An 18,915-nucleotide genomic window follows, 5' to 3' on the forward strand; every position below is an offset into this window, starting at 1 on the left:
GTTACTACGATATGCTTTAGTCATTTGCTCACAAGGTGCTGATGCTTATAATTTCAGCTTAAGCCTTGTGAGCTTTCTTACAATTGCCCCCCACTTTTAAAACATCCTCTTAAACCCGCTTATTCAGACGCGACGCTCGAATACTCGCTACCGCTGCGCTATCGCAGACTCGCTAACGCTACGCTATCCGCCAGTCATACAGAAAACATTGCTGAATTCTGACTCACTTCGACTACGCTCAGTGACCTCCTGACTCCTGAATTCTGTTCGATAAATTAGGTAAAAATTTTATTTATAACCACGTAAATTGCGATACATCAATTTCCATAGAAACATAGAGCGATGCCTAGGTTGGGCTGCGCTTACGCTCCTTAGTGGAGCAACATCCAAAAGTAATTGAACTGTAAAAGTACTACCTTGACCCAACTCGCTTTGTACATTTAATTTACCTTGATGTGCTTGAACAATAGCTTGAACAATAGCTAATCCCAATCCAGAACCACCAGTGCTACGGGAGCGATCGCTACTCACCCGATAAAAGCGATCAAAAATTCGATTCAGTTCGTGTTTTGGGATACCAATGCCTGTATCTTGAACTTTAATTACAGCATTATAGTCGTTGCAATCTAAAAAAACTGTTACCTCTCCTCCTCTGGATGTGTATTGAATTGCATTGACAATTAAATTAGACAACAAGCGATAAAGCTGGTCAGCATTACCTATAATATTCAGAGCTTGATGCACTTGTATGAAAGATGTTAGCTTTACCTCTGCGGCATTTGCCATCGCTTCAAACTCCTCAACTAAATCGCTAACAATATCATTTAGGCAACAAACTTCACATTGTAACTTTTGGGCTTGTTTATCTAAACGTGCCAACATCAATAAATCAACAACTAAAGTAGTTATCCGTTGATTCTGACGCTGTATAGTTTGCAAAATATCCCTTGTATCTTCTTCGTCTATTCGTGACATTAAAAGTGCTGATTCCACCGTTGCACCTGTTGCAGCTAAAGGCGTTCGTAATTCATGTGCTACGTCTGCTGTAAACTGTTGAATTTGTCGATAGGATTGATAAATTGGCTGCATAGCTAATCCTGATAACCACCAACTAGCACCAGCAATCATAACCATTGCAATTAACAGCCCTAATACCGAAACTAATTTCACACTATCCAAGTAATGATTAAACTCTTGCAGACTTCGCCCCACCTGCATATATCCCCAGTCTTGATAATTTTTGGTATGCAGTGCTAGAGTAATTTGATGGTAATCTTTGCCTTTGCTGTCTTTAAGAAATTGCCAAGTTTTTTGATTAAAAACGTCAGGTAATCCCTTTGGATAATAACCAGCATTAGCAATCAATTTTCCAGAAATATCAAAAAAACGTATATAGTAGCTAGTCTTAGTAACGATACCAAGAAGATGACGTTTAGAATGCGGCTGTTGTTGAATACAATTAGTAGCTCCAGTTGCACAGTTATCTAGATTTGGGAATAACTTATGTGCCAAAGGTTCCAAACGTCCAGGTGACTGTAGTTTTAGTTCGATACTATCGTGCAATGTTCCCGCTACAGACTCGATTTCACTGTCTAAAGCCATCACATGGGCATGGAACACAGATCGATAAAAACCGAAGGCACATAGGCTTAAAATTAAACCCATAACGATGGCATAATACAGAGCCAACCGAATACGGGTGAGTCGAAACAGCTTATTCTGATTCATTGTTGAGATTAAGACGATATCCCATACCATGCAAAGTTTCAATTGAGTTAGCACAGTGGCTATTGGTGAGTTTGCGACGTAACAAACGTATTTGCGCCGCCACTACGTTGCTAGTTGATTCAGCATTAACTTCCCAAATTTGATTGCGAATTTGTTCAGTAGTAACAATCTGGTTGGGGTGTTTCATAAAATATTCCAATAGTTGGAATTCTTTATTAGTTAAAGGAATCTTTTGTTGTTCACCTGTAGTATTTTGTCTGACAACTGTACTGTTACCATAATCAAGAGTCAAGTTATCAACAGTCAATTGTTGAGGTTGAAAATGTGGAGAGCGACGCTGCAAAGCCCGCAATCGTGCCAGTAGTTCTACCATACCGAATGGCTTTACCAAGTAGTCGTCAGCACCTGCATCTAGTCCGGCTACTTTATCTTCCATTCTATCTCTAGCAGTTAGTATCAGGATAGGAAGAGGATTTACTTTGTAACGCAGTCTTTTGCACAACTCTAAACCAGTAATTCCTGGAAGCATCCAATCAAGAATTGCGACTGTATATTGTGCCGAGCTATTTTCTAAGTAAGCCCATGCTTCATTACCATCCATTACCCAATCAACTAAGTACTTTTGTTGATTTAAGGTGCGCTTGATAGCAGCCCCTAAATCTGGCTCATCTTCGACTAGCAGCACCCTCATATCAAATTGAATAGTTAAAGGTTCGTTGTAAATTTGTGATGTAATCATAGTTTGCAATAGGGATATCCCTATAAATAGGTTGACAGAAGTTTATGAAATTAGAATGAAATTCTTAAAAATTAGGATTAAGCTATACAAGACTTAATAGCAGACTATAGTATTATCAGATACATGAAAAGATAAAAAGGACTCAGTAGACAACTTGCCAAAATAGGTTGTACTCGTGGAATTTGCTATTTAAGCTTCTTGGTCAAGCATGAAAAGTTCTGGAGCGCAGTGGAAAGTTGACAACGTAAATTCAGTACTTTCTGTTCGTTGTGCTTACCTCAACGGAACACTCGCTATTTGATGTTTTCACCAAAGAGGTATGCTCCCATAATTATGATTTCTGAATCTGAATTTTTCTTCAAATTATATAAGAATGAGAAGTAAATTAGATGACAAAAACACATTATAAATACTGAGCTTGGAAAATTATTAAAAACAAAATAGAAAATTTCATCTTGATTTCATATTTATCATTCAAGATAAAAAATAGGTTGATTCCATAATGGATATCAAGATTTTTGTGGACATGACTTAAAAGCTTGCTCAGGTAGTTCTCGCTAAGACCGAATTTATATTTGCTTTTGGACAAAATTGAAACATTTTTAAGTTGTGATGAGCTATACAAGCAATATTCACTACAATTCAGAACGTCAATAAAAGAATGTAGTAGTGATATTGCAAATACAAATCTGCTCCAATGAGCAAGTTCATTCAGCCCTGATAATTCCTACTAGGTTTTAAATTTTTTGGATGGTAAATATGAATCAGCTTGCAAAATCTTCATCATTCGAGAACGTTTCTAACTGTCAATGGAACAATCATAGTAAATGGAAAAAGATTACTGCCTCTGATGTTACCGAGGCAATAGGAAATGTACCGATTGTAAAACTCAAGAATATTTCTCCTGTATGTGTTGTCTCAGAATGTTTCTTGAAGTTAGAGAGCTGCAATCCTGGAGGTTCTATTAAGGAGAAAAATGCAGTCTACCTCGTTACTCGTGCTGAAGAAGAAGGGCTTCTTGTGCCTGGTGGTACGATTATCGAGTCAAGTTCAGGAAATTTCGGCGTTGGTCTGGCTATGGTAGGAGCAGTGCGAGGGTATCGAGTCATTATTGTTGTCGATGCAAAAACTGCTCCACCGTTTAGACGAATGTTGAAAGCATACGGTGCAGAACTTGTAGATGTACCGTTACATGAGGCAGATGAATCAGGCTCGATGCAGAAGGCAAGAATGAAACGAGCGCGTGAGCTTGCTGCGACCATTCCTCATGCTTGGTATCCGTGTCAACACTTGAATCCTTTGAATGCTGAGGCACACTCATACTACACTGCGCGTGAGATTGAAGCTCACTTTTCCTCCAAGCTTGATGCCGTGGTCGTCGGTGTTAGCACAGCAGGACAAATAATGGGAATAGCTCGTTATCTTCTACCGCGATTTCCAGGACTACGCATTGTTGGCGTTGATGTTGAGGGTTCAGTCATTATGGGAACGCCAGCAAAACCATACAAGATGACAGGTATCGGATTATCGTTCTTTCCACCTAATCTGGAGCTTTCGCTGCTGAATCGTGCTTATGTGATACCAGAGGCGATCGCTTACTCAGTGTGCCATGCACTTGCACGTCGTGAGGGATTGCTTCTTGGTGCTTCCACAGGGGCAATTGTAGCTGGTGGTTTACATCTGGCACGCTCTCTTGGTGAGGGTGCGCGGATTTTGATGATCAATCCAGACCGAGGAGATAGATATCTTGAGACAGTCTACGATGACCATTGGCTTGACCGTTATGGATTTACCCTTAAAGAAGGAGAGCATCTTGATAATGCGATCGCCTCACTAACTCCTGTGTATTTTTAATAACTCATCATAATCATATAATACTGAAAATTTTCATGAATACCTCACCCCAGCAAGAACAGGAAGGTAATAAAACAGCTTCTGGGCGATCGCTATTGATGTTACTTGCCCAGTTCATACCTCTTTCCTTAACTGATGTGGCAATGACTCTCGGCGATCCGCTTCAGACCTCTGCACTTAGTCGCCTAGCCTTTCCCCAAGAGACATTAGCCGGAGTTGGGGTAGTCAAAGGAGTTGCCGTATTTCTAGAAAGCCCCATCATCATGATTCTTCATGCCTCAACCGCACTGGGAGGCCAAGCCAAATCTCGGCGTGCACTTTGGCAGTTTACGGTAATTGCGGGACTAGCTCTTAGTGTTATCTTTCTTTTACTCACTTGGGAACCTTTGTATAACTGGTTACTGCTTGATGTATTTGGCGTTAGCTCATCAATTGCCGCACGAGGAAGAACTGCTTTTATATTAATGTTCCTTTGGCCTTTCGTAATTGCTTGGCGGCGATTCTTTCAAGGGTTGCTGATCCGCGCTCACAAGAGCATAGCTGTAGGTTGGGCAAGTGTAGCGCGATTGACTTGGGTAATTGTGACGCTGGCAGTGGGAGTAAGCTTGAGGTTAGATGGAGGATTGCTAGCAGGTATTACCATGATGGGAGCAATACTCATAGAGGCAGTGCTGGTCACATGGTTTTGTTTGCGTCTTGGTGCTATTTCTATTCTTAACCAACAAGTACATTCTGAGACTAAAAAACTGCCTCAAACCTTTCAAGAAGTCACCTTTTACTATCTTCCCTTAGCTTCAACAATGCTTATTGTTTGGGGTGCAAGGGCAATACTCCTGAGTCTCATTGCGCGCTCATTCGATGGCAGCCTCGCACTTGCTGTATGGCCCGCTGCTTGGGGACTACTTCTTTCGATCGCTAACGGTACACGTATGATTCAACAAGTGGTAATTTCTACTTATGAAGAAACTTCTAGGCGAACACTTGTTGCTTTTGTGGCTCTTGTCGGTTTTGGTTTTACTGTAATACCAATTTTTCTTGGGTTTACAGACAAAGGATTATTACTACTTGGTCAGTTTTTGGGAAATAATTCATCTCTTGTGGAAGCAGCTCGTCCGGTAGTACAAATACTGTCATTTCTACCCCTGCTCTTAGCACTGCAAAATACGTTTCAAGGGCTACTTATTCACAAAGGCAAGAACTGGCTGATCAACTTGGCAACAGTAGTTGCTGCAACTTTTACTTTAGTAGTATGTGGCAGTCTGATTTTTACCAGACATAGCGGAGCTAATTCAGCAGCGTATGGAATGCTTGCGGGCGTTATTAGTGAAATAATCGTGCTTGTTTTTGCGCTTCAAAAGAAATAAATTGGCTCAATTTTGACTAGCGACTATGGCACTATTAACAGTGAACAAAAAGCATGTTTAATCGCTAGCAATAAATAGAGTTATCGCCATCTCGGATAGCTGTTTTTTAGCTCATCGAAATCACCTTACCTTAAGGAATAGAAACCGATCGCAATAATCGCTCAACAACAGTTCTTGAATTGCGTCCTCCTCTAGCAATAAGGCGATGGCAAAGAACGTGAGGGACGAGAAATTTCACATCATCAGGAATCGCATAATCACGCCCTGATAGAAAAGCTAGGGCTTGAGCAGCTCGTTGCAATGCTAATGTGCCACGTGGACTGACGCCAAGGGCAATTTCCTCATCTTGGCGTGTTACCCGCACCAATTCGAGAATGTACTGCTGCAAGGAAGTTGCTACTTTTACTTGAGAACAGAGGTAACGCAATTCCTGTACTTCTGCCAAGGTAATACAAGGCTGCAAATCAGCAACCTTGACACCATTTTGAAGATTTTGCAGCATCAGGAGTTCTTCTGCTTCAGAAGGATAGCCCAAACTCAGCGACAACATAAACCGATCCATTTGCGCTTCCGGCAGGGGAAAAGTACCTTGATACTCGATAGGGTTTTGAGTGGCGATGACAAAGAAGGGTTGGGGAACTGGACGAGAGACACCATCGACTGTTACCTGGTGTTCTTCCATAACTTCCAGCAACGCTGACTGAGTGCGGGGCGTAGCACGATTGATTTCGTCAGCTAGTAACACATTGGTAAAGACTGGCCCAGTCAGAAAAGTAAATTCACCGCTTTTAGGATTCCAGATGTTGGTGCCTGTGATATCTGTTGGCAGTAAATCGGGAGTGCATTGTAGCCGTTGAAACTTGCCATCCAGTGAACGAGCTAGAGATTTAGCGAGGAGGGTTTTACCAACACCAGGGACATCTTCTAGGAGGGCATGACCACCACCTAATAAGGCGACTAGCACTAAGCGTATTGCCTCAGCTTTGCCAACGATGGTAAGAGCTAGATTTTGTGTTAAAGCGTCGATTTTTTCTCTCATGCGTTGTGGGGAATGGGGAGTGGGGAGTGGGGAGTGGGGAGTGGGGATTGGGGAGTGGGGACTGGGTAGTAGATACTAAGTGCTGAGGACTAGGTAAGAATTTTCCAATTCCCCATGCCCAATGCCCCATGCCCTATCTATTGTTCCCACTAAGCACCCAAAACTTCTCTCGCAACAACGCAGTCAAGTTGAATTTGTGTTTTCAGGGCTTCTAGAGAAGGAAATTTTTGTTCAGGGCGTAAAAATTTAACTAGCTGCACAGCCAGTTTTTTGCCATACAAATCACCAGACCAATCTAATAAATGTACTTCCGCAGATGAATAAGTACCGTTTACAGTTGGGCGATTACCGATATTCATGACACCCAAGCCCTCACTAGGAGAAACATCTGATGTTTCAGTGAGAGTAAAAACGCGGACAGCGTAAACTCCTTGGCGGGGCAAAAATTTTTCTTTTGGTAGTTGGAGGTTAGCGGTGGGAAAGCCAATTGTTCTGCCTAATTGTTGACCTTGAACGACATGACCAATGAGGGTGTAAGGGCGTCCTAGTAGTAAATTTGCGTTTTCGATATCTCCCTGCTCAAGGGTTTGGCGGATCAATGAAGTGCTAATGCGGGCATCTTGAGTCGGAGTAGTACTAACGCAATTACTTTGAATGGGCGAGTCACCTGTATAAGTTTGTAAAGGAACGATCGCAACAGGGATATTGTACTTGGCGGCGATTAATTGCAAATCTTTAGCAGTACCACTACGCTTTTCACCAAAGCAAAAATCTTCCCCGATACTAATTTGCTGGCATTGCAGTTGTTGCACAAGAATTTTTTCGACGAATTCTTCGGGAGTCAAAGCAGATAATTCTTTGTCAAAGGGCAGTAGTACCAGCTGTTCTACCCCAAGCGATCGCAATTGTTGGACTTTTTCATCCAGTGGCGTTAACAAAGTCCGGGGCTGCCCTGTAAAAAATTCCTGTGGATGGGGGTCAAAGGTGACAACTGTTGAGTAGATATATTCTTGATTTGGCAGTTGATTTTCCTTTGACTGCGGACTACTGGCTACTGACAAGTGACTACCAGCGTGCAAGACTGGCTGAATTACCCTTTGATGACCAAGATGAACACCATCAAACTTGCCAAGGGCAACAGCAGTCGGCGTTAGTAGCCCTTCACTTGAAGAAGCAACCCACACAGAACACCCATTTTGAGACAAATTTAGCACGTGGATTCTGAGATTTTAGGTTTATTTTAGCTATCAGCATGAAGCTACCTTATAGTAAACCGCCTTGAGGAGTACAGGTTTTCTAGTAGCAACTTGTCATTTGTCATTTGTCATTTGTCCTTTGTTCTCTCTTACAAAATTTCTACTCTTAAGCAAGCTAGCAAGAGCGTCTCTAAGAGTTGCCAGACGCTCTCTACAAAACGATGTGTGTAGCTAGCTTGCTTTTCCCCAGGGGTAATGCGGACTCGACGAATCGCTACTCTATCGCCGGAAGTCGGCGCACCCTGCGGGATATTGCTACAGATTTTGCGCTTTGTCCAATGACTAATGACCAATGACCAATGACTGCTGCAAGCTTCTGATCACCAATCTAATCTAAAATCTCCAATTCCTGCGATCGCAATCTTTAGGTAGAAAACTTACTAACAGGAAAAGATTCTGATAAGGCAACTGAAGTGGGAATCTGAAGTACCATTCCTTCTCGTGCCATAATAGCGCCAGGAAATTTTTCAGCAGCTTGTTTGCCTACACGATCCAAAAAGTCGTCGTTGTGGGCGGGGTCGTGGTGGTAAATCACCAGAGTTTTGACGTTAGCAGCTTGTGCTACTTTCACCGCTTCTTGCCAGGTAGAATGTCCCCAGCCAATTTTTAGGGATGTTGGGCAATGATATTCCTCGTCTGTGTAGGTAGAATCGTAAATTAAAATGTCGGCATTACGAGCTAGCCAAAGCACATTGTCATCGAGTCGGTCGGGAAAATGTTCGGTATCAGTAATATAAGCAGCAGCACCACCACGCCAGTTGACGCGGTATCCTACGGCTTCACCTGGATGGTTTAAAGGTGCTGTTTCTACGGTAAGGTCATCGATGTGGATTGGTTGCCCCGGTCGAATGTCGTAGAACTTTAAATTGGCTTGCATAATCTGCAAGGGTACGGGAAAGTTCGGGTGTAACATTTGATCGTTGAGGCGCTGTTCTATGGTAGAACCATCAGGTGCGATCGCGCCGTAGATATGAAAGTCATTACCCTTTACAAACCCTGGGGTAAAGAAGGGAAAACCCTGCATGTGATCCCAGTGAGAGTGAGTAAAAAATATGTGAGCTTCTAACGGCATTTGGCGCAACAAGGATTGCCCCAAAACGTGTAGTCCCGTGCCAGCATCGAAAATTAAGCGTTTATCGCCCGCTTGCATTGATATGCAAGGGGTATTACCGCCGTAACGAACGGTGTGTGGCCCTGGACTGGGGATGCTGCCGCGAACGCCCCAAAATTGTACGGTAAATTGGTTCTCTATCCTAGACATGTGTATTGCTTGCTGGACTGAGCGGGCGATAATTGGAAAAATTGTTACCTATTCTGTTTCTGTCTAAGTTTATGCTGTCTCGCCAATTTTGCTAGAGGGAGGATTTCTTGGTAAAACAGCATACCCTGTTTCTGGCTGATTGTGTAAATGTTGATGAAATACTGTCAGTTAAAATTTTCCAGATTTTGGGGTGGATGTGTATCGGTTATTTCAAGAGTGCCCCTACGTTATAGCCTACATTTTTCTCTAATGTATTTAAATAACCTCAGTTTTGTCCTGATAAATCAAATTATTTCAGGAATATTGAATTCCCACTCAGACAATTTATCTAGTCCAGTTGCGTAAGTCAGATTGTATTGTAACGGGGTAATACTGATGTAGTTTTTACGTACAACCTGCACGTCTGTAGGTACATTTTCAGGCAGATTTAATCCGGTTGGGGGTTCCACATCCTCCATTACCTCTCCAGTTAGCCAGTAGTAAGTTTTTCCACGAGGATCAACTCGTTTATCAAATACATCAATGTAACGCCGTATTCCTTGACGGGTGAGAGTAACACCGGCAATTTCTTCCCACTTCACAGCCGGAATATTGACGTTGAGCAACATTAAATCTGGTAGTGGTTTTTGGGCTAATTGGTCTACGAGAATTTTGGCAAACTTAGCAGCAGGTTGAAAGTCTTTAGATGTGTGGCTCATAAGACTTAGGGCTATGCTGGGAATGCCTTCAATTAAACCTTCCATTGCCGCAGACACAGTGCCGGAATACAGAATTTCAGTTCCCAAATTCGCACCTTGATTAATGCCAGAGAGAACCAAATCGGGGGGAGTCGAGAGCAAAGCCCACAGCGCTAATTTGACACAATCTGAAGGCGTACCATCGCAAGCCCAAGCTTTGATAGCAGGATGAAAAATCCCTTCAACAATTTCGGCGCGAATGGGTTGGTGTAAAGTTAACCCGTGTCCAGTCGCCGATCGCTCTCGATCTGGGCAAACTACACTGACATCATGACCTGCCTCTGCCAAATAGTTGGCTAGGGTACGAATCCCCAAAGCAGAAATGCCGTCATCGTTACTAATTAGTAATTTCATAGTTATTGGTCATTGGTCATTGGTCATTTGTCATTAATCATTAGTTATTAGTTATTTGTTATTCGGCATTTGTCAATGTCTGAGGTCACAAGGGGCAAAAAATATTTATACTCACTAAGTACACTGTGGCGAAAGTTTGCCTACTTTTAACAAGTTGTTCAATCTCCTTGTCTATCGCCAATTCTTTGTTAATTGAGATGTTAGCTGGATTTACGCGCCCCCTCGACTACCCCAATTGTCTCTAAAGGTTTGGTTTTGACCCTCGCCTTTGGCTGATGTTAATGGTATAGCTGTAGGTTTATTTATCGACCAGTTCACAGCTTTTGACTATAGACTAATGACTAATGACCAATGACTAATAACTAATGACTAGCAATTTAGAAGCTCAACTTTTAGCACTGCGGCAAGAAGGAGAAAAAGCGATCGCAGCCGCCGACACCCTAGAACGTCTAGAAGAACTCAGAGTTAACTATCTGGGTAAAAAAGGCGAGTTGGGGGCACTGTTGCGAAGTATGGGGCAAATGAGTGCAGAGGAACGACCAAAAATTGGAGCGATCGCTAATACAGTTAAAGAATCCCTGCAAACTAGTCTAGACCAGCAACGCGTCGCCCTGGAATCCGCACAAATTCAACTACAGCTAGAGGCGGAAACCCTAGATGTAACTATGCCGGGAATTTATAGCCCCCAAGGTCGCATTCATCCCCTCAATGGCATTATCGACCGGGCACTGGATATCTTTGTTGGTATGGGTTACACCGTGGCTCAAGGGCCAGAAATGGAAACAGATTATTATAATTTTGAGGCTTTGAATACCCCGCCTGATCACCCCGCCCGTGATATGCAGGATACCTTCTACCTGCCAGATGGTAATCTTCTCCGGACTCATACCTCGTCAGTCCAAATTCGTTACATGGAAAGAGAAGAACCACCGATTAGGGTTGTGGCTCCAGGGCGAGTTTATCGGCGAGATAATGTAGACGCGACTCACTCGGCTGTTTTCCATCAAATAGAACTTTTAGCCATTGACGAGGGACTAACTTTTACTGACCTCAAGGGCACAATTAAAGTATTTTTACAAGCAATATTTGGCGATTTGCCAATTCGTTTCCGCGCCAGTTATTTTCCCTTTACTGAACCTTCCGCTGAAGTGGATTTGCAGTGGAATGGTCGCTGGCTGGAGGTAATGGGCTGCGGTATGGTCGATCCAAATGTACTTAAGTCTGTGGGTTATGACCCAGAAATTTATACAGGGTTTGCTGCGGGTTTTGGTGTAGAACGCTTTGCAATGGTGTTACATCAAATCGATGATATTCGTCGGTTGTATGCTAGCGATTTGCGGTTTTTGCGGCAATTTTAGGACTTATGTAAAAGTTATGTACTGCAAGCAAGGTAACAATAAATAATGACCTCAGTTTCCAGGTTAGATCAAGTTCTAGAAAGCATCGAAGATTTATCAGTAGATGAACAAGAAACATTAATTGATCTGATAAGTCATCGGTTGGCAGAACGGCGGCGTTCTGAAATTGCTGCTAATATCGCTCAAGCACAAGTAGAATATCAGACTGGTAAAGTGTTTCGTGGAACTGTTACTCAAATCATGGATGAGTTACGCAAATGAGAACTGTAGTTCTGGCATCATCGTTTAAACGAGCATTTAAGCGATTGGTACGACGACAGCCAGAATTACAAGAGCGAATTGAAGAGCGGTTAGCACTACTAACCGCCGATCCATTTGATCCATTTTTGCAGTCCCATAAACTAAAAGGCAAACTATCTGGAGCTTGGGCGTGTTCAGTGGATTATGATTGTCGCATTGTCTTTAACTTTGTGCAAAATATAGAATCTGGTGAAGAGGAAATTTTGTTAATTGATATCGGCACTCATGATGAAGTTTACTGAATTGTAGGTGCTGTTGAAGAAACCAGATTTGCAGGAAATAGTGCGATCGCTTCTACTATTTTCCCAGAGCTACAGCTAACCGCAGAGCAAGTACTCAAAGCTGGAGAAACACAATGCGGTTAAAAGGCAGACAGGCGAAGTGATTTGAGAAGTGCGATCGCGCAGTTTTCTTACTTAGTTGCGGCTCAAGAAGCTACTTTATTGTACAAAAACCTTGCTTGATTACAGTTACTCCATTCATTAACTGCAATTACAATTGCTTTTATCTCGATTTCAAGGCAACATATCTTATAGTAAATTCTATAATCCTAAAATACTAAAGATGAATAGCAGAGATTTAATAGCTAGAGGATATTTTCCAAAAGAACTGCCTCCTCCTTTTAATACTATTTCCCTCGCTGACTTTGCTACATCTGGTAAAATAGCTTTTCCACGTTACCCTAAGAGAACTGCAAAAATTTATAGTCATAATCATGTTAGATACAACTCATTAAGAAGAAACTTAGGTATTCCAAACCCAGTATTTTTCTTAGAAATTTCTAATTTATTAGATACTAATTGGTCTACAGTTAATCAAATAATAAAACGTTCTAATTTTTCAAAAAGTAAGCCTACTCATACTCCTCATCCACAACGTGAACGTTCTATTTCACCTGTACTTGATTTCTACTTAATTCCTGTTGAAAGAGCTAAAAATAGAATAGCCGGACGATATATATTACATACAGATATTTCTCGATTTTATCAATCTATTTACACTCATAGTATTCCCTGGGCAATACATGGAAAATCATTGGCCAAACAACAGAGAAATGATATGACTCTTCTGGGAAATAATCTTGATAAAATTTTGAGAAATAGTCAAGATGGTCAAACACTAGGTATCCCTATTGGCCCAGATACTTCATTAGTCATTGCCGAACTGATACTTTGTACAACAGATATAGAACTAGAAAAGCGATTAAAGAGCATTTGTAACTATCCATTCAAAGGCTTTCGTTATAGTGATGATTATGAGTTTGTATTTCAAAACATTTCAGATGCTGAATCAGCTTTAAGCCAAATTCAACAGGTACTTTCAGAGTTTGAATTAACTATTAACTTTGAGAAAACCAAAATTCTTGAGTTACCATGTTCTTTGGATTCAATATGGGTTTTAGAACTATCTGACTATAAATTTAGCGAAAATGGGCTTGCACAAATGCAAGATATTATTCGTTATTTTGATAAAGCATTTCAACTTAGAAATGAATTCCCTGGGGAACCAGTACTTAAATATGCAGTTGCACGAATTAGTAAGATTAGCAATCTTGATATAAATAATTGGTCTCTTCTTGAAAGTCTTCTCTTACAGTCAATTACTATTGAGCCTAGTACTTTACGTGATTCTCTTTCAATAATTCAAGAAAAGAAAATAAACAAATATAACATTAACTTATCCTTGCTTGAAGAAGTTATTAACTTTCAAATCTACAGAAATGCAATACTTGGACATAGCAGTGAAGTTGCTTGGGCTATCTGGTCAGCAATGGTTTTTAACTTATCAATTAACAAGCTAGCTACAGAGTCTATTTCTAAAATGGAAGATTCTATAGTAGCAATTTTAGCTTTAAATGCACGTAAGCAAGGGCAGATTAAAGAAAGTTTAGATACAAGTACATGGGAACAATTTTTAAATGAAGATGAACTTTATGGTGAGCAATGGCTCCTTTGTTATGAAGCTAATCTACAAGGGCATTTATCTAAAAAAGTCGATTATGTATCAAAAGATCCTTGGTTTTCTCTGCTCAAGGATAATGGCATTACTTTTTATGGAAGTAAGACTCCTTTAGTTATTCCGCCAAACTCTACTAGTGGCCCCTCTGGTAGATTCTGACTTTGGCAATTTAATTTAACCTGTTAAAACTAGTATTTGGCGAGAAACTCTTCTGCGATCGCTTCTACTATCCTCCCATATTTACAATTATCCGCATAGCAATTACTCCAAGCCGAAAAAGTCAGATAATTGCCGAACAAGACAAAATTTAAAAGTTAAAATTCATTCATTAACAAAAGATTTAAAATCACTTTTTTATTGCTATCTTCAGCCAAATAATATGTGTGAAGCAAGTCCAATCGCTCCTCCTGCTAGCACCAACCAGGCTGAATTAATTTTAAATCTGAACACAGCGATCGCACTCAAAATTGCCATGATAATTGTTAACCAATCTACCAGTGCGGCTTGTCCCAATGTGTAAGTGACTCCTGCCATTAATCCTAAAGAAGCCGCATTTACACCATCCAAAAATCCACTTGCCCAAGGAGATTGACGCAACTTAGGAACCCAAGGATTAACCAGCAACACCAGCATAAAAGCTGGCAAGAAAATGCCGATTGTACCAGCGATCGCTCCGGCATTTCCTGCTAGCAAATATCCAATAAATGTGGCGGTGGTGAAAACAGGCCCCGGTGTAAATTGTCCGATCGCTACGGCATCTAAAAGCTGTTGTGATGTCAACCACTGGTTGCGCTCGACTAAATCTCGTTGCAGAAATGCCAGCAATACATAGCCACTACCATAGAGAACACATCCAATTTTGAGAAAAAAGACAAAGACGTTAATCCAACTGACTGATGTAACTGTTGCTGTTGTACTCCCAACCTGCGCCAGCATACCTGACATAGGTAACAGGAATACTCCGCTTGTGTGTCCTCTGGCTTGCCAATTTTTTAGTAGCATCACAGCAATACCTAGCAAAATCAGCACCAAAATTTCATTCAATCCAGCTAGATACCCTATGATCGCTGCTATCCCTGCAATAATTGTCGGTACGTCTTTGGCTGCCTTTTTCCCCAAATTCCACACAGCCTGAATCACGATCGCAATAATTACAGGTTTAATTCCATAGAGCAGCCATTCTACCTGGGGAACTGTTTGATAACGAGCATAAATGGCGGCTAATGCCCAAACAATCAACATCGCAGGTAGAATAAAGCAGCTACCCGCAACTACTAAACCACGCCATCCGGCTCGTTCGTAGCCAATGTGAATGGCTAATTCTGTTGAGTTGGGGCCTGGAATCAAATTCGTAATTCCCAGTAAATCTAGCAGTTTCTCCCGGCTCATCCACTGACGGCGATTCACTACTTCATTGTCCATCATGGCGATGTGGGCAGCAGGGCCACCAAAAGCGATCGCCCCCAATCGCAAAAACACCGCCGCCAGTTCTGTTAATCGCTGCTTCTGTTGTTTGGGAGTCAAAACTTTATAGGAAACCACTTCTTGCTCTTTCTGGATATCCTCAGCTTCTTGCGTCACTATAGTTTTCCTGATTAATTATGATGACAAAATTAGGATATCGAATTTCGATAACGAAAAGCTATATAATTAGAAATTAATTTGTGATACTATGCCATTGGCTCAAAAACACGGTAATACAATCGAGATTACGGAGTATATATGAGTAATGTCAAGAAAGTGAGCGATGAGTTTTCAGCAGGTGGACAGCCAACCCCAGAGACACTAAAACAGCTTGCTGATGAAGGGTATAAGTCTGTGGTTAATCTGCGATCGCTTGATGAAACTGGGGTTTTAGCAGACGAACAGCAACAAGCAAAAGCCGTAGGTCTTGAATACGTCAATGTTCCACTCAAGTCAAATTCAGCCAACGACAACTTGACTGCAACAGTTCTCTCAGAACTACAGGAATTGCCGACTCCTATATATTTTCATTGTGGTGCCGGTGGACGAGCCAGTGCCTTAGCGCTCATTGCCTTTGCAACTCAACAAAAGCTGAACCGTGAACAGGTTTTAGCAAGAGCAAAAGAACTTGATATCAACCCAGATCAACCTCATCTCCAGAAGTTTTTAGAAAACCTCTAGTCAAATAATTTTGGATTTTAGATTTTAGATTTTAGATTGACCCCATACTTTCTTTGGGAGTTGAGTCAAGAATCTGAGATTTGAGCTAAAACGGGCATTTAATCCAAAATCCTAAATTTAAAATCTAAAATTCGGTGAAGGGATGATTTTACTACTCCTCGAACAATTCGCCAAATAATTCCCGTACCTTTTCTTTAGCATCCTCTAGGGTCATTTTTCCTAAATCGGTAGCTCGATAGAGTCGTCGGCTTTGCCGCCCCGATCTCTCCTCAACGGAATATAGATATCCCTTGCGCTCCATATCATGCAACATTGGATAGAGTGTTCCGGCACTGAGTTTATAGCCGTGACGTGCCAGTTCTTCAATAATACCTAGCCCAAAAATTTGCTCCTGAACTGCATGATGCAGAATGTGAAGCCGAATCAAGCTTGAGTAGAACTCTCTTCCATCCATTGAGCAAGGCTTTTACGACACTTAGAATTTCATTTTCGCTTATCGCGCTGGGCATTGTGGGATTTTTTTATCGAGGATGTTGGAGGCAGATAGCGCAGGGGTAGCAAGGGTTTAAGACAAGAACTCCAAAAATTCTAGTTTTGTGGCTCTTTTTCAGGAGGGGTTTGAATCCCCAACTGAGGTAAAACCTTCTGCCTCCTGCCTCCTGCCTTCTGCCTCCTGCCTCCTTCAATTAACTATTCCTGAATGACCGGGTATATCTGCCAAAGGTTCAAATCTGCCGCCTAAATATTTGGCGAGAAACTCTTCTGCGATCGCAAAGAAGTGCAACCGATTTTCTGGTCTGGCAAAACCATGTCCTTCATCTGTATAAAGCGCATATTTCACTGGTAAACCAGCTTGCTGCATTGCGTTGACAATTTGATCACTTTCTGATTGTTTCACTCGCGGATCATTTGCACCTTGACCGATAAGTAAAGGTTTTTGAATCCGGTCAGCGAAAAATAAAGGCGATCGCGATTTCAAAAATTCCTCTTCTGTCTCCAAGTTACCGACACGATGATAAAGCATTGCCTTCAATGGTTCCCAATAAGGCGGTATAGTTCCTATCAGCGTAATTAGGTTACTCGGCCCGACAATATCCACACCAGCGGCAAAAACTTCTGGTGTAAAAGTTAACCCCACTAGGGTGGCATAACCGCCATAAGAACCACCCATAATGGCAATCTTTTGCGGGTCAGAAATACCTTTTTCCACTAGCCAGTTAACAGCATCAATTAAATCGTCGTGCATTTTAGCAGCCCATTCTCGATTTCCAGCATTCAAAAATGCTTTGCCGTAGCCAGTGGAACCGCGAAAGTTTACTTGCAGAACAGCGTAACCCCGGTTAGCTAACCATTGCGCTTCCGGATCTAAACCCCAGGTATCCCGCATCCAAGGACCGCCGTGAACCAGGAGTATTGTTGGTAGATTCTGGCTAAGTATTCCCACAGGGGTTGTGAGGTAACCGTGGATAGTTAAACCATCCCGTGCCTCGTAGGAAATCGGTTGCATTGATGCTAACTGCAAACCTTCGAGTTTGGGTTGGTTGCTAAAAAGGAAAGTGCTAGTTTTCGATTCTCGGTTATAGGCATAGTAATAAACTGGACCATCGTCTGTGTTGTAAGCTAATAGCCAGTTTTTATCTTCCAAATCGCGGCTAATTAAAGAAAACTCCCCAGAACGTACCTTGGCAATTTCTTCAAAATCAGCGGCGATACTTTCGTCAATTACCTGCCATTCCTGTTTGTCTTTGTAGAAAGAAACTGCTTGGATAACTCGTGTTACAGGCTGAATGACTATCCCCATAACATCATACTGCTCATCTTGGGCGATCGCTGTTTCTTCACGGGTATCTAAGTCAACAGCTAGCAGACGTTGGGCGTTAGCATCATGACTGCCTTCAATATAAAGTGTTTTGCCATCAGCCGAGAAGCTAACAGAATTCCCTTGTTCTTCTAGTCCCCAGTGACGGAGAACATCCCACTCTTTATCCGTGGTTTCCCGTAATAACAAATCGTAACCACCATCAGGAGTACTAGCTATTGCTGCACGTACTTGGAAATCAGCGTCAGATGTCCAACTGATAATGTTACCGGGGTTATCGGTGTCGAACTCAACCGCACCATTTTTTAGATTGATGCGATAAACGTCAAACTTTTGGGGATTGTTCAAGTTCAACGCTACGAGTGCTTGATCTGGAAATTTAGGTTCCAGTTCCACAAGTTCGGCTTTTACACCTTGGAATGGCGTTAAGTCACGCACAATCTTGGAGTGGATATTAACCAAGTGGAGATGAAAGTTCTCGTCACCATCCGAGTCTTGCATATAAATCAACTGGTCGGCGTTATAAGTCCAGAAGAAAATGCGGATACCGCGCTTTTTGTCAGCAGTTAGTATTTGGTCGTCTTCTTGTCCTATAGTTCGCAACCATACCTGCAAGACATTTTTCTCATCAGGGGCGATATATGCCAAGTACTTGCCATCAGGCGAGAGTTGTGGGCTAGTTTTTTCGGGATTCCCAAACAGAATTTCGCGCGGAATCAGCGGTGCTAGAGAGGGCGCTTGAGCAGATGACATATTTTTATCCTCTACTTGACTACCCTATTGTCACTTGGTGGTGAAAATGACAATTCATCCTATTGGATGAACCTAGCTGGAAAATAAGGATAAGGCATTGATACTCGTGAACGAGGCTTTTAGCTCCATTCATCCACCTTTGATACTCGTGAACGAGGCTTTTAGCTCCGTTCATCCACCTTTGATACTCGTGAACGAGTCTTTTCGCTCCGTTCATCCACATTTTATACTCGTTAATGAGTCTTTGAT

Annotated in this window: 18 protein-coding genes; 7 read left to right on the forward strand and 11 right to left on the reverse strand. The window is 41.9% G+C overall.

Going from position 1 to position 18,915, the window contains the following annotated elements:
- Window positions 1-288: 288 nt before the first annotated feature.
- Window positions 289-1,728 carry a two-component system sensor histidine kinase RppB gene (gene rppB, locus A4S05_RS33825; protein ID WP_069074145.1) on the reverse strand — a complete coding sequence of 480 codons (1,440 nt, stop codon included), beginning with the start codon at window positions 1,726-1,728 and terminating at the stop codon, window positions 289-291.
- Window positions 1,715-2,467, reverse strand: coding sequence for a two-component system response regulator RppA (gene rppA / locus A4S05_RS33830; RefSeq protein WP_069074146.1), 753 nt, complete (start codon window positions 2,465-2,467; stop codon window positions 1,715-1,717). Before rppA ends, rppB begins: the two co-directional genes overlap by 14 nt.
- 759 nt (window positions 2,468-3,226) lie before the next feature.
- On the opposite strand from rppA, the gene A4S05_RS33835 reads away from it, so the two are divergent.
- A complete protein-coding gene (locus A4S05_RS33835; RefSeq protein WP_069074147.1) occupies window positions 3,227-4,321 on the forward strand; it encodes a cysteine synthase family protein in 1,095 nt (364 codons plus the stop codon).
- Between the two features lie 35 nt (window positions 4,322-4,356).
- On the forward strand, window positions 4,357-5,685 hold the full coding sequence (locus A4S05_RS33840) for a hypothetical protein (RefSeq protein ID WP_069074148.1): 1,329 nt from the start codon (window positions 4,357-4,359) through the stop codon (window positions 5,683-5,685).
- A 130-nt stretch (window positions 5,686-5,815) separates the two neighbouring features.
- On the opposite strand, the gene A4S05_RS33845 is transcribed toward A4S05_RS33840, so the two are convergent.
- The 5 genes from A4S05_RS33845 to surE all read right to left on the reverse strand — a co-directional run bounded on the left by A4S05_RS33845 (window position 5,816) and on the right by surE (window position 10,332).
- Complete coding sequence (locus A4S05_RS33845; RefSeq protein ID WP_069074149.1) at window positions 5,816-6,724, reverse strand: AAA family ATPase; 909 nt, start codon at window positions 6,722-6,724, stop codon at window positions 5,816-5,818.
- A 149-nt stretch (window positions 6,725-6,873) separates the two neighbouring features.
- Entirely contained in the window at window positions 6,874-7,938 is a 1,065-nt protein-coding gene (locus A4S05_RS33850; protein WP_069074150.1) for a bifunctional riboflavin kinase/FAD synthetase, read from the reverse strand.
- A 131-nt stretch (window positions 7,939-8,069) separates the two neighbouring features.
- The gene (locus tag A4S05_RS40925; RefSeq protein ID WP_141699886.1) at window positions 8,070-8,273 is read right to left on the reverse strand and encodes a hypothetical protein; all 204 of its coding nucleotides are present in this window, start codon (window positions 8,271-8,273) and stop codon (window positions 8,070-8,072) included.
- Window positions 8,274-8,344: 71 nt separating this feature from the next.
- The gene (locus A4S05_RS33855; protein WP_084227364.1) at window positions 8,345-9,241 is read right to left on the reverse strand and encodes an MBL fold metallo-hydrolase; all 897 of its coding nucleotides are present in this window, start codon (window positions 9,239-9,241) and stop codon (window positions 8,345-8,347) included.
- A 284-nt stretch (window positions 9,242-9,525) separates the two neighbouring features.
- Window positions 9,526-10,332: a 5'/3'-nucleotidase SurE gene (gene surE / locus A4S05_RS33860; protein ID WP_069074152.1), complete on the reverse strand. Its 807-nt coding sequence runs from the start codon at window positions 10,330-10,332 to the stop codon at window positions 9,526-9,528.
- Window positions 10,333-10,697: 365 nt separating this feature from the next.
- Between surE and pheS the strand changes: the two genes are divergently transcribed.
- From pheS to A4S05_RS33880, 4 genes are all read left to right on the forward strand, one after another.
- Window positions 10,698-11,690: a phenylalanine--tRNA ligase subunit alpha gene (gene pheS, locus A4S05_RS33865; RefSeq protein ID WP_069074153.1), complete on the forward strand. Its 993-nt coding sequence runs from the start codon at window positions 10,698-10,700 to the stop codon at window positions 11,688-11,690.
- 45 nt (window positions 11,691-11,735) lie between these two features.
- Entirely contained in the window at window positions 11,736-11,951 is a 216-nt protein-coding gene (locus A4S05_RS33870; protein ID WP_069074154.1) for a hypothetical protein, read from the forward strand.
- Window positions 11,948-12,232: a type II toxin-antitoxin system RelE/ParE family toxin gene (locus tag A4S05_RS33875; RefSeq protein WP_069074155.1), complete on the forward strand. Its 285-nt coding sequence runs from the start codon at window positions 11,948-11,950 to the stop codon at window positions 12,230-12,232. The genes A4S05_RS33870 and A4S05_RS33875 overlap by 4 nt, the downstream gene beginning before the upstream one ends.
- 322 nt (window positions 12,233-12,554) lie before the next feature.
- The gene (locus A4S05_RS33880; RefSeq protein WP_069074156.1) at window positions 12,555-14,108 is read left to right on the forward strand and encodes an RNA-directed DNA polymerase; all 1,554 of its coding nucleotides are present in this window, start codon (window positions 12,555-12,557) and stop codon (window positions 14,106-14,108) included.
- A 207-nt stretch (window positions 14,109-14,315) separates the two neighbouring features.
- On the opposite strand, the gene A4S05_RS33885 is transcribed toward A4S05_RS33880, so the two are convergent.
- Window positions 14,316-15,530, reverse strand: coding sequence for a chromate transporter (locus A4S05_RS33885; protein WP_069074157.1), 1,215 nt, complete (start codon window positions 15,528-15,530; stop codon window positions 14,316-14,318).
- A 141-nt stretch (window positions 15,531-15,671) separates the two neighbouring features.
- Here A4S05_RS33885 and A4S05_RS33890 point away from each other — a divergent pair, with 141 nt between their 5' ends.
- A complete protein-coding gene (locus tag A4S05_RS33890; protein ID WP_069074158.1) occupies window positions 15,672-16,094 on the forward strand; it encodes a protein tyrosine phosphatase family protein in 423 nt (140 codons plus the stop codon).
- A 151-nt stretch (window positions 16,095-16,245) separates the two neighbouring features.
- Here A4S05_RS33890 and A4S05_RS33895 read toward each other — a convergent pair whose 3' ends face one another.
- The 3 genes from A4S05_RS33895 to A4S05_RS42780 form a co-directional block, all read right to left on the reverse strand.
- Window positions 16,246-16,548: a PadR family transcriptional regulator gene (locus A4S05_RS33895; RefSeq protein WP_069074159.1), complete on the reverse strand. Its 303-nt coding sequence runs from the start codon at window positions 16,546-16,548 to the stop codon at window positions 16,246-16,248.
- 228 nt (window positions 16,549-16,776) lie between these two features.
- Window positions 16,777-18,666: a S9 family peptidase gene (locus A4S05_RS33900; protein WP_069074160.1), complete on the reverse strand. Its 1,890-nt coding sequence runs from the start codon at window positions 18,664-18,666 to the stop codon at window positions 16,777-16,779.
- Window positions 18,667-18,685: 19 nt separating this feature from the next.
- On the reverse strand, window positions 18,686-18,915 hold a 230-nt coding region (locus A4S05_RS42780; protein ID WP_370684509.1), incomplete at its 5' end, for a hypothetical protein.

The organism is Nostoc sp. KVJ20 (assembly GCF_001712795.1).
GTDB lineage: Bacteria > Cyanobacteriota > Cyanobacteriia > Cyanobacteriales > Nostocaceae > Nostoc.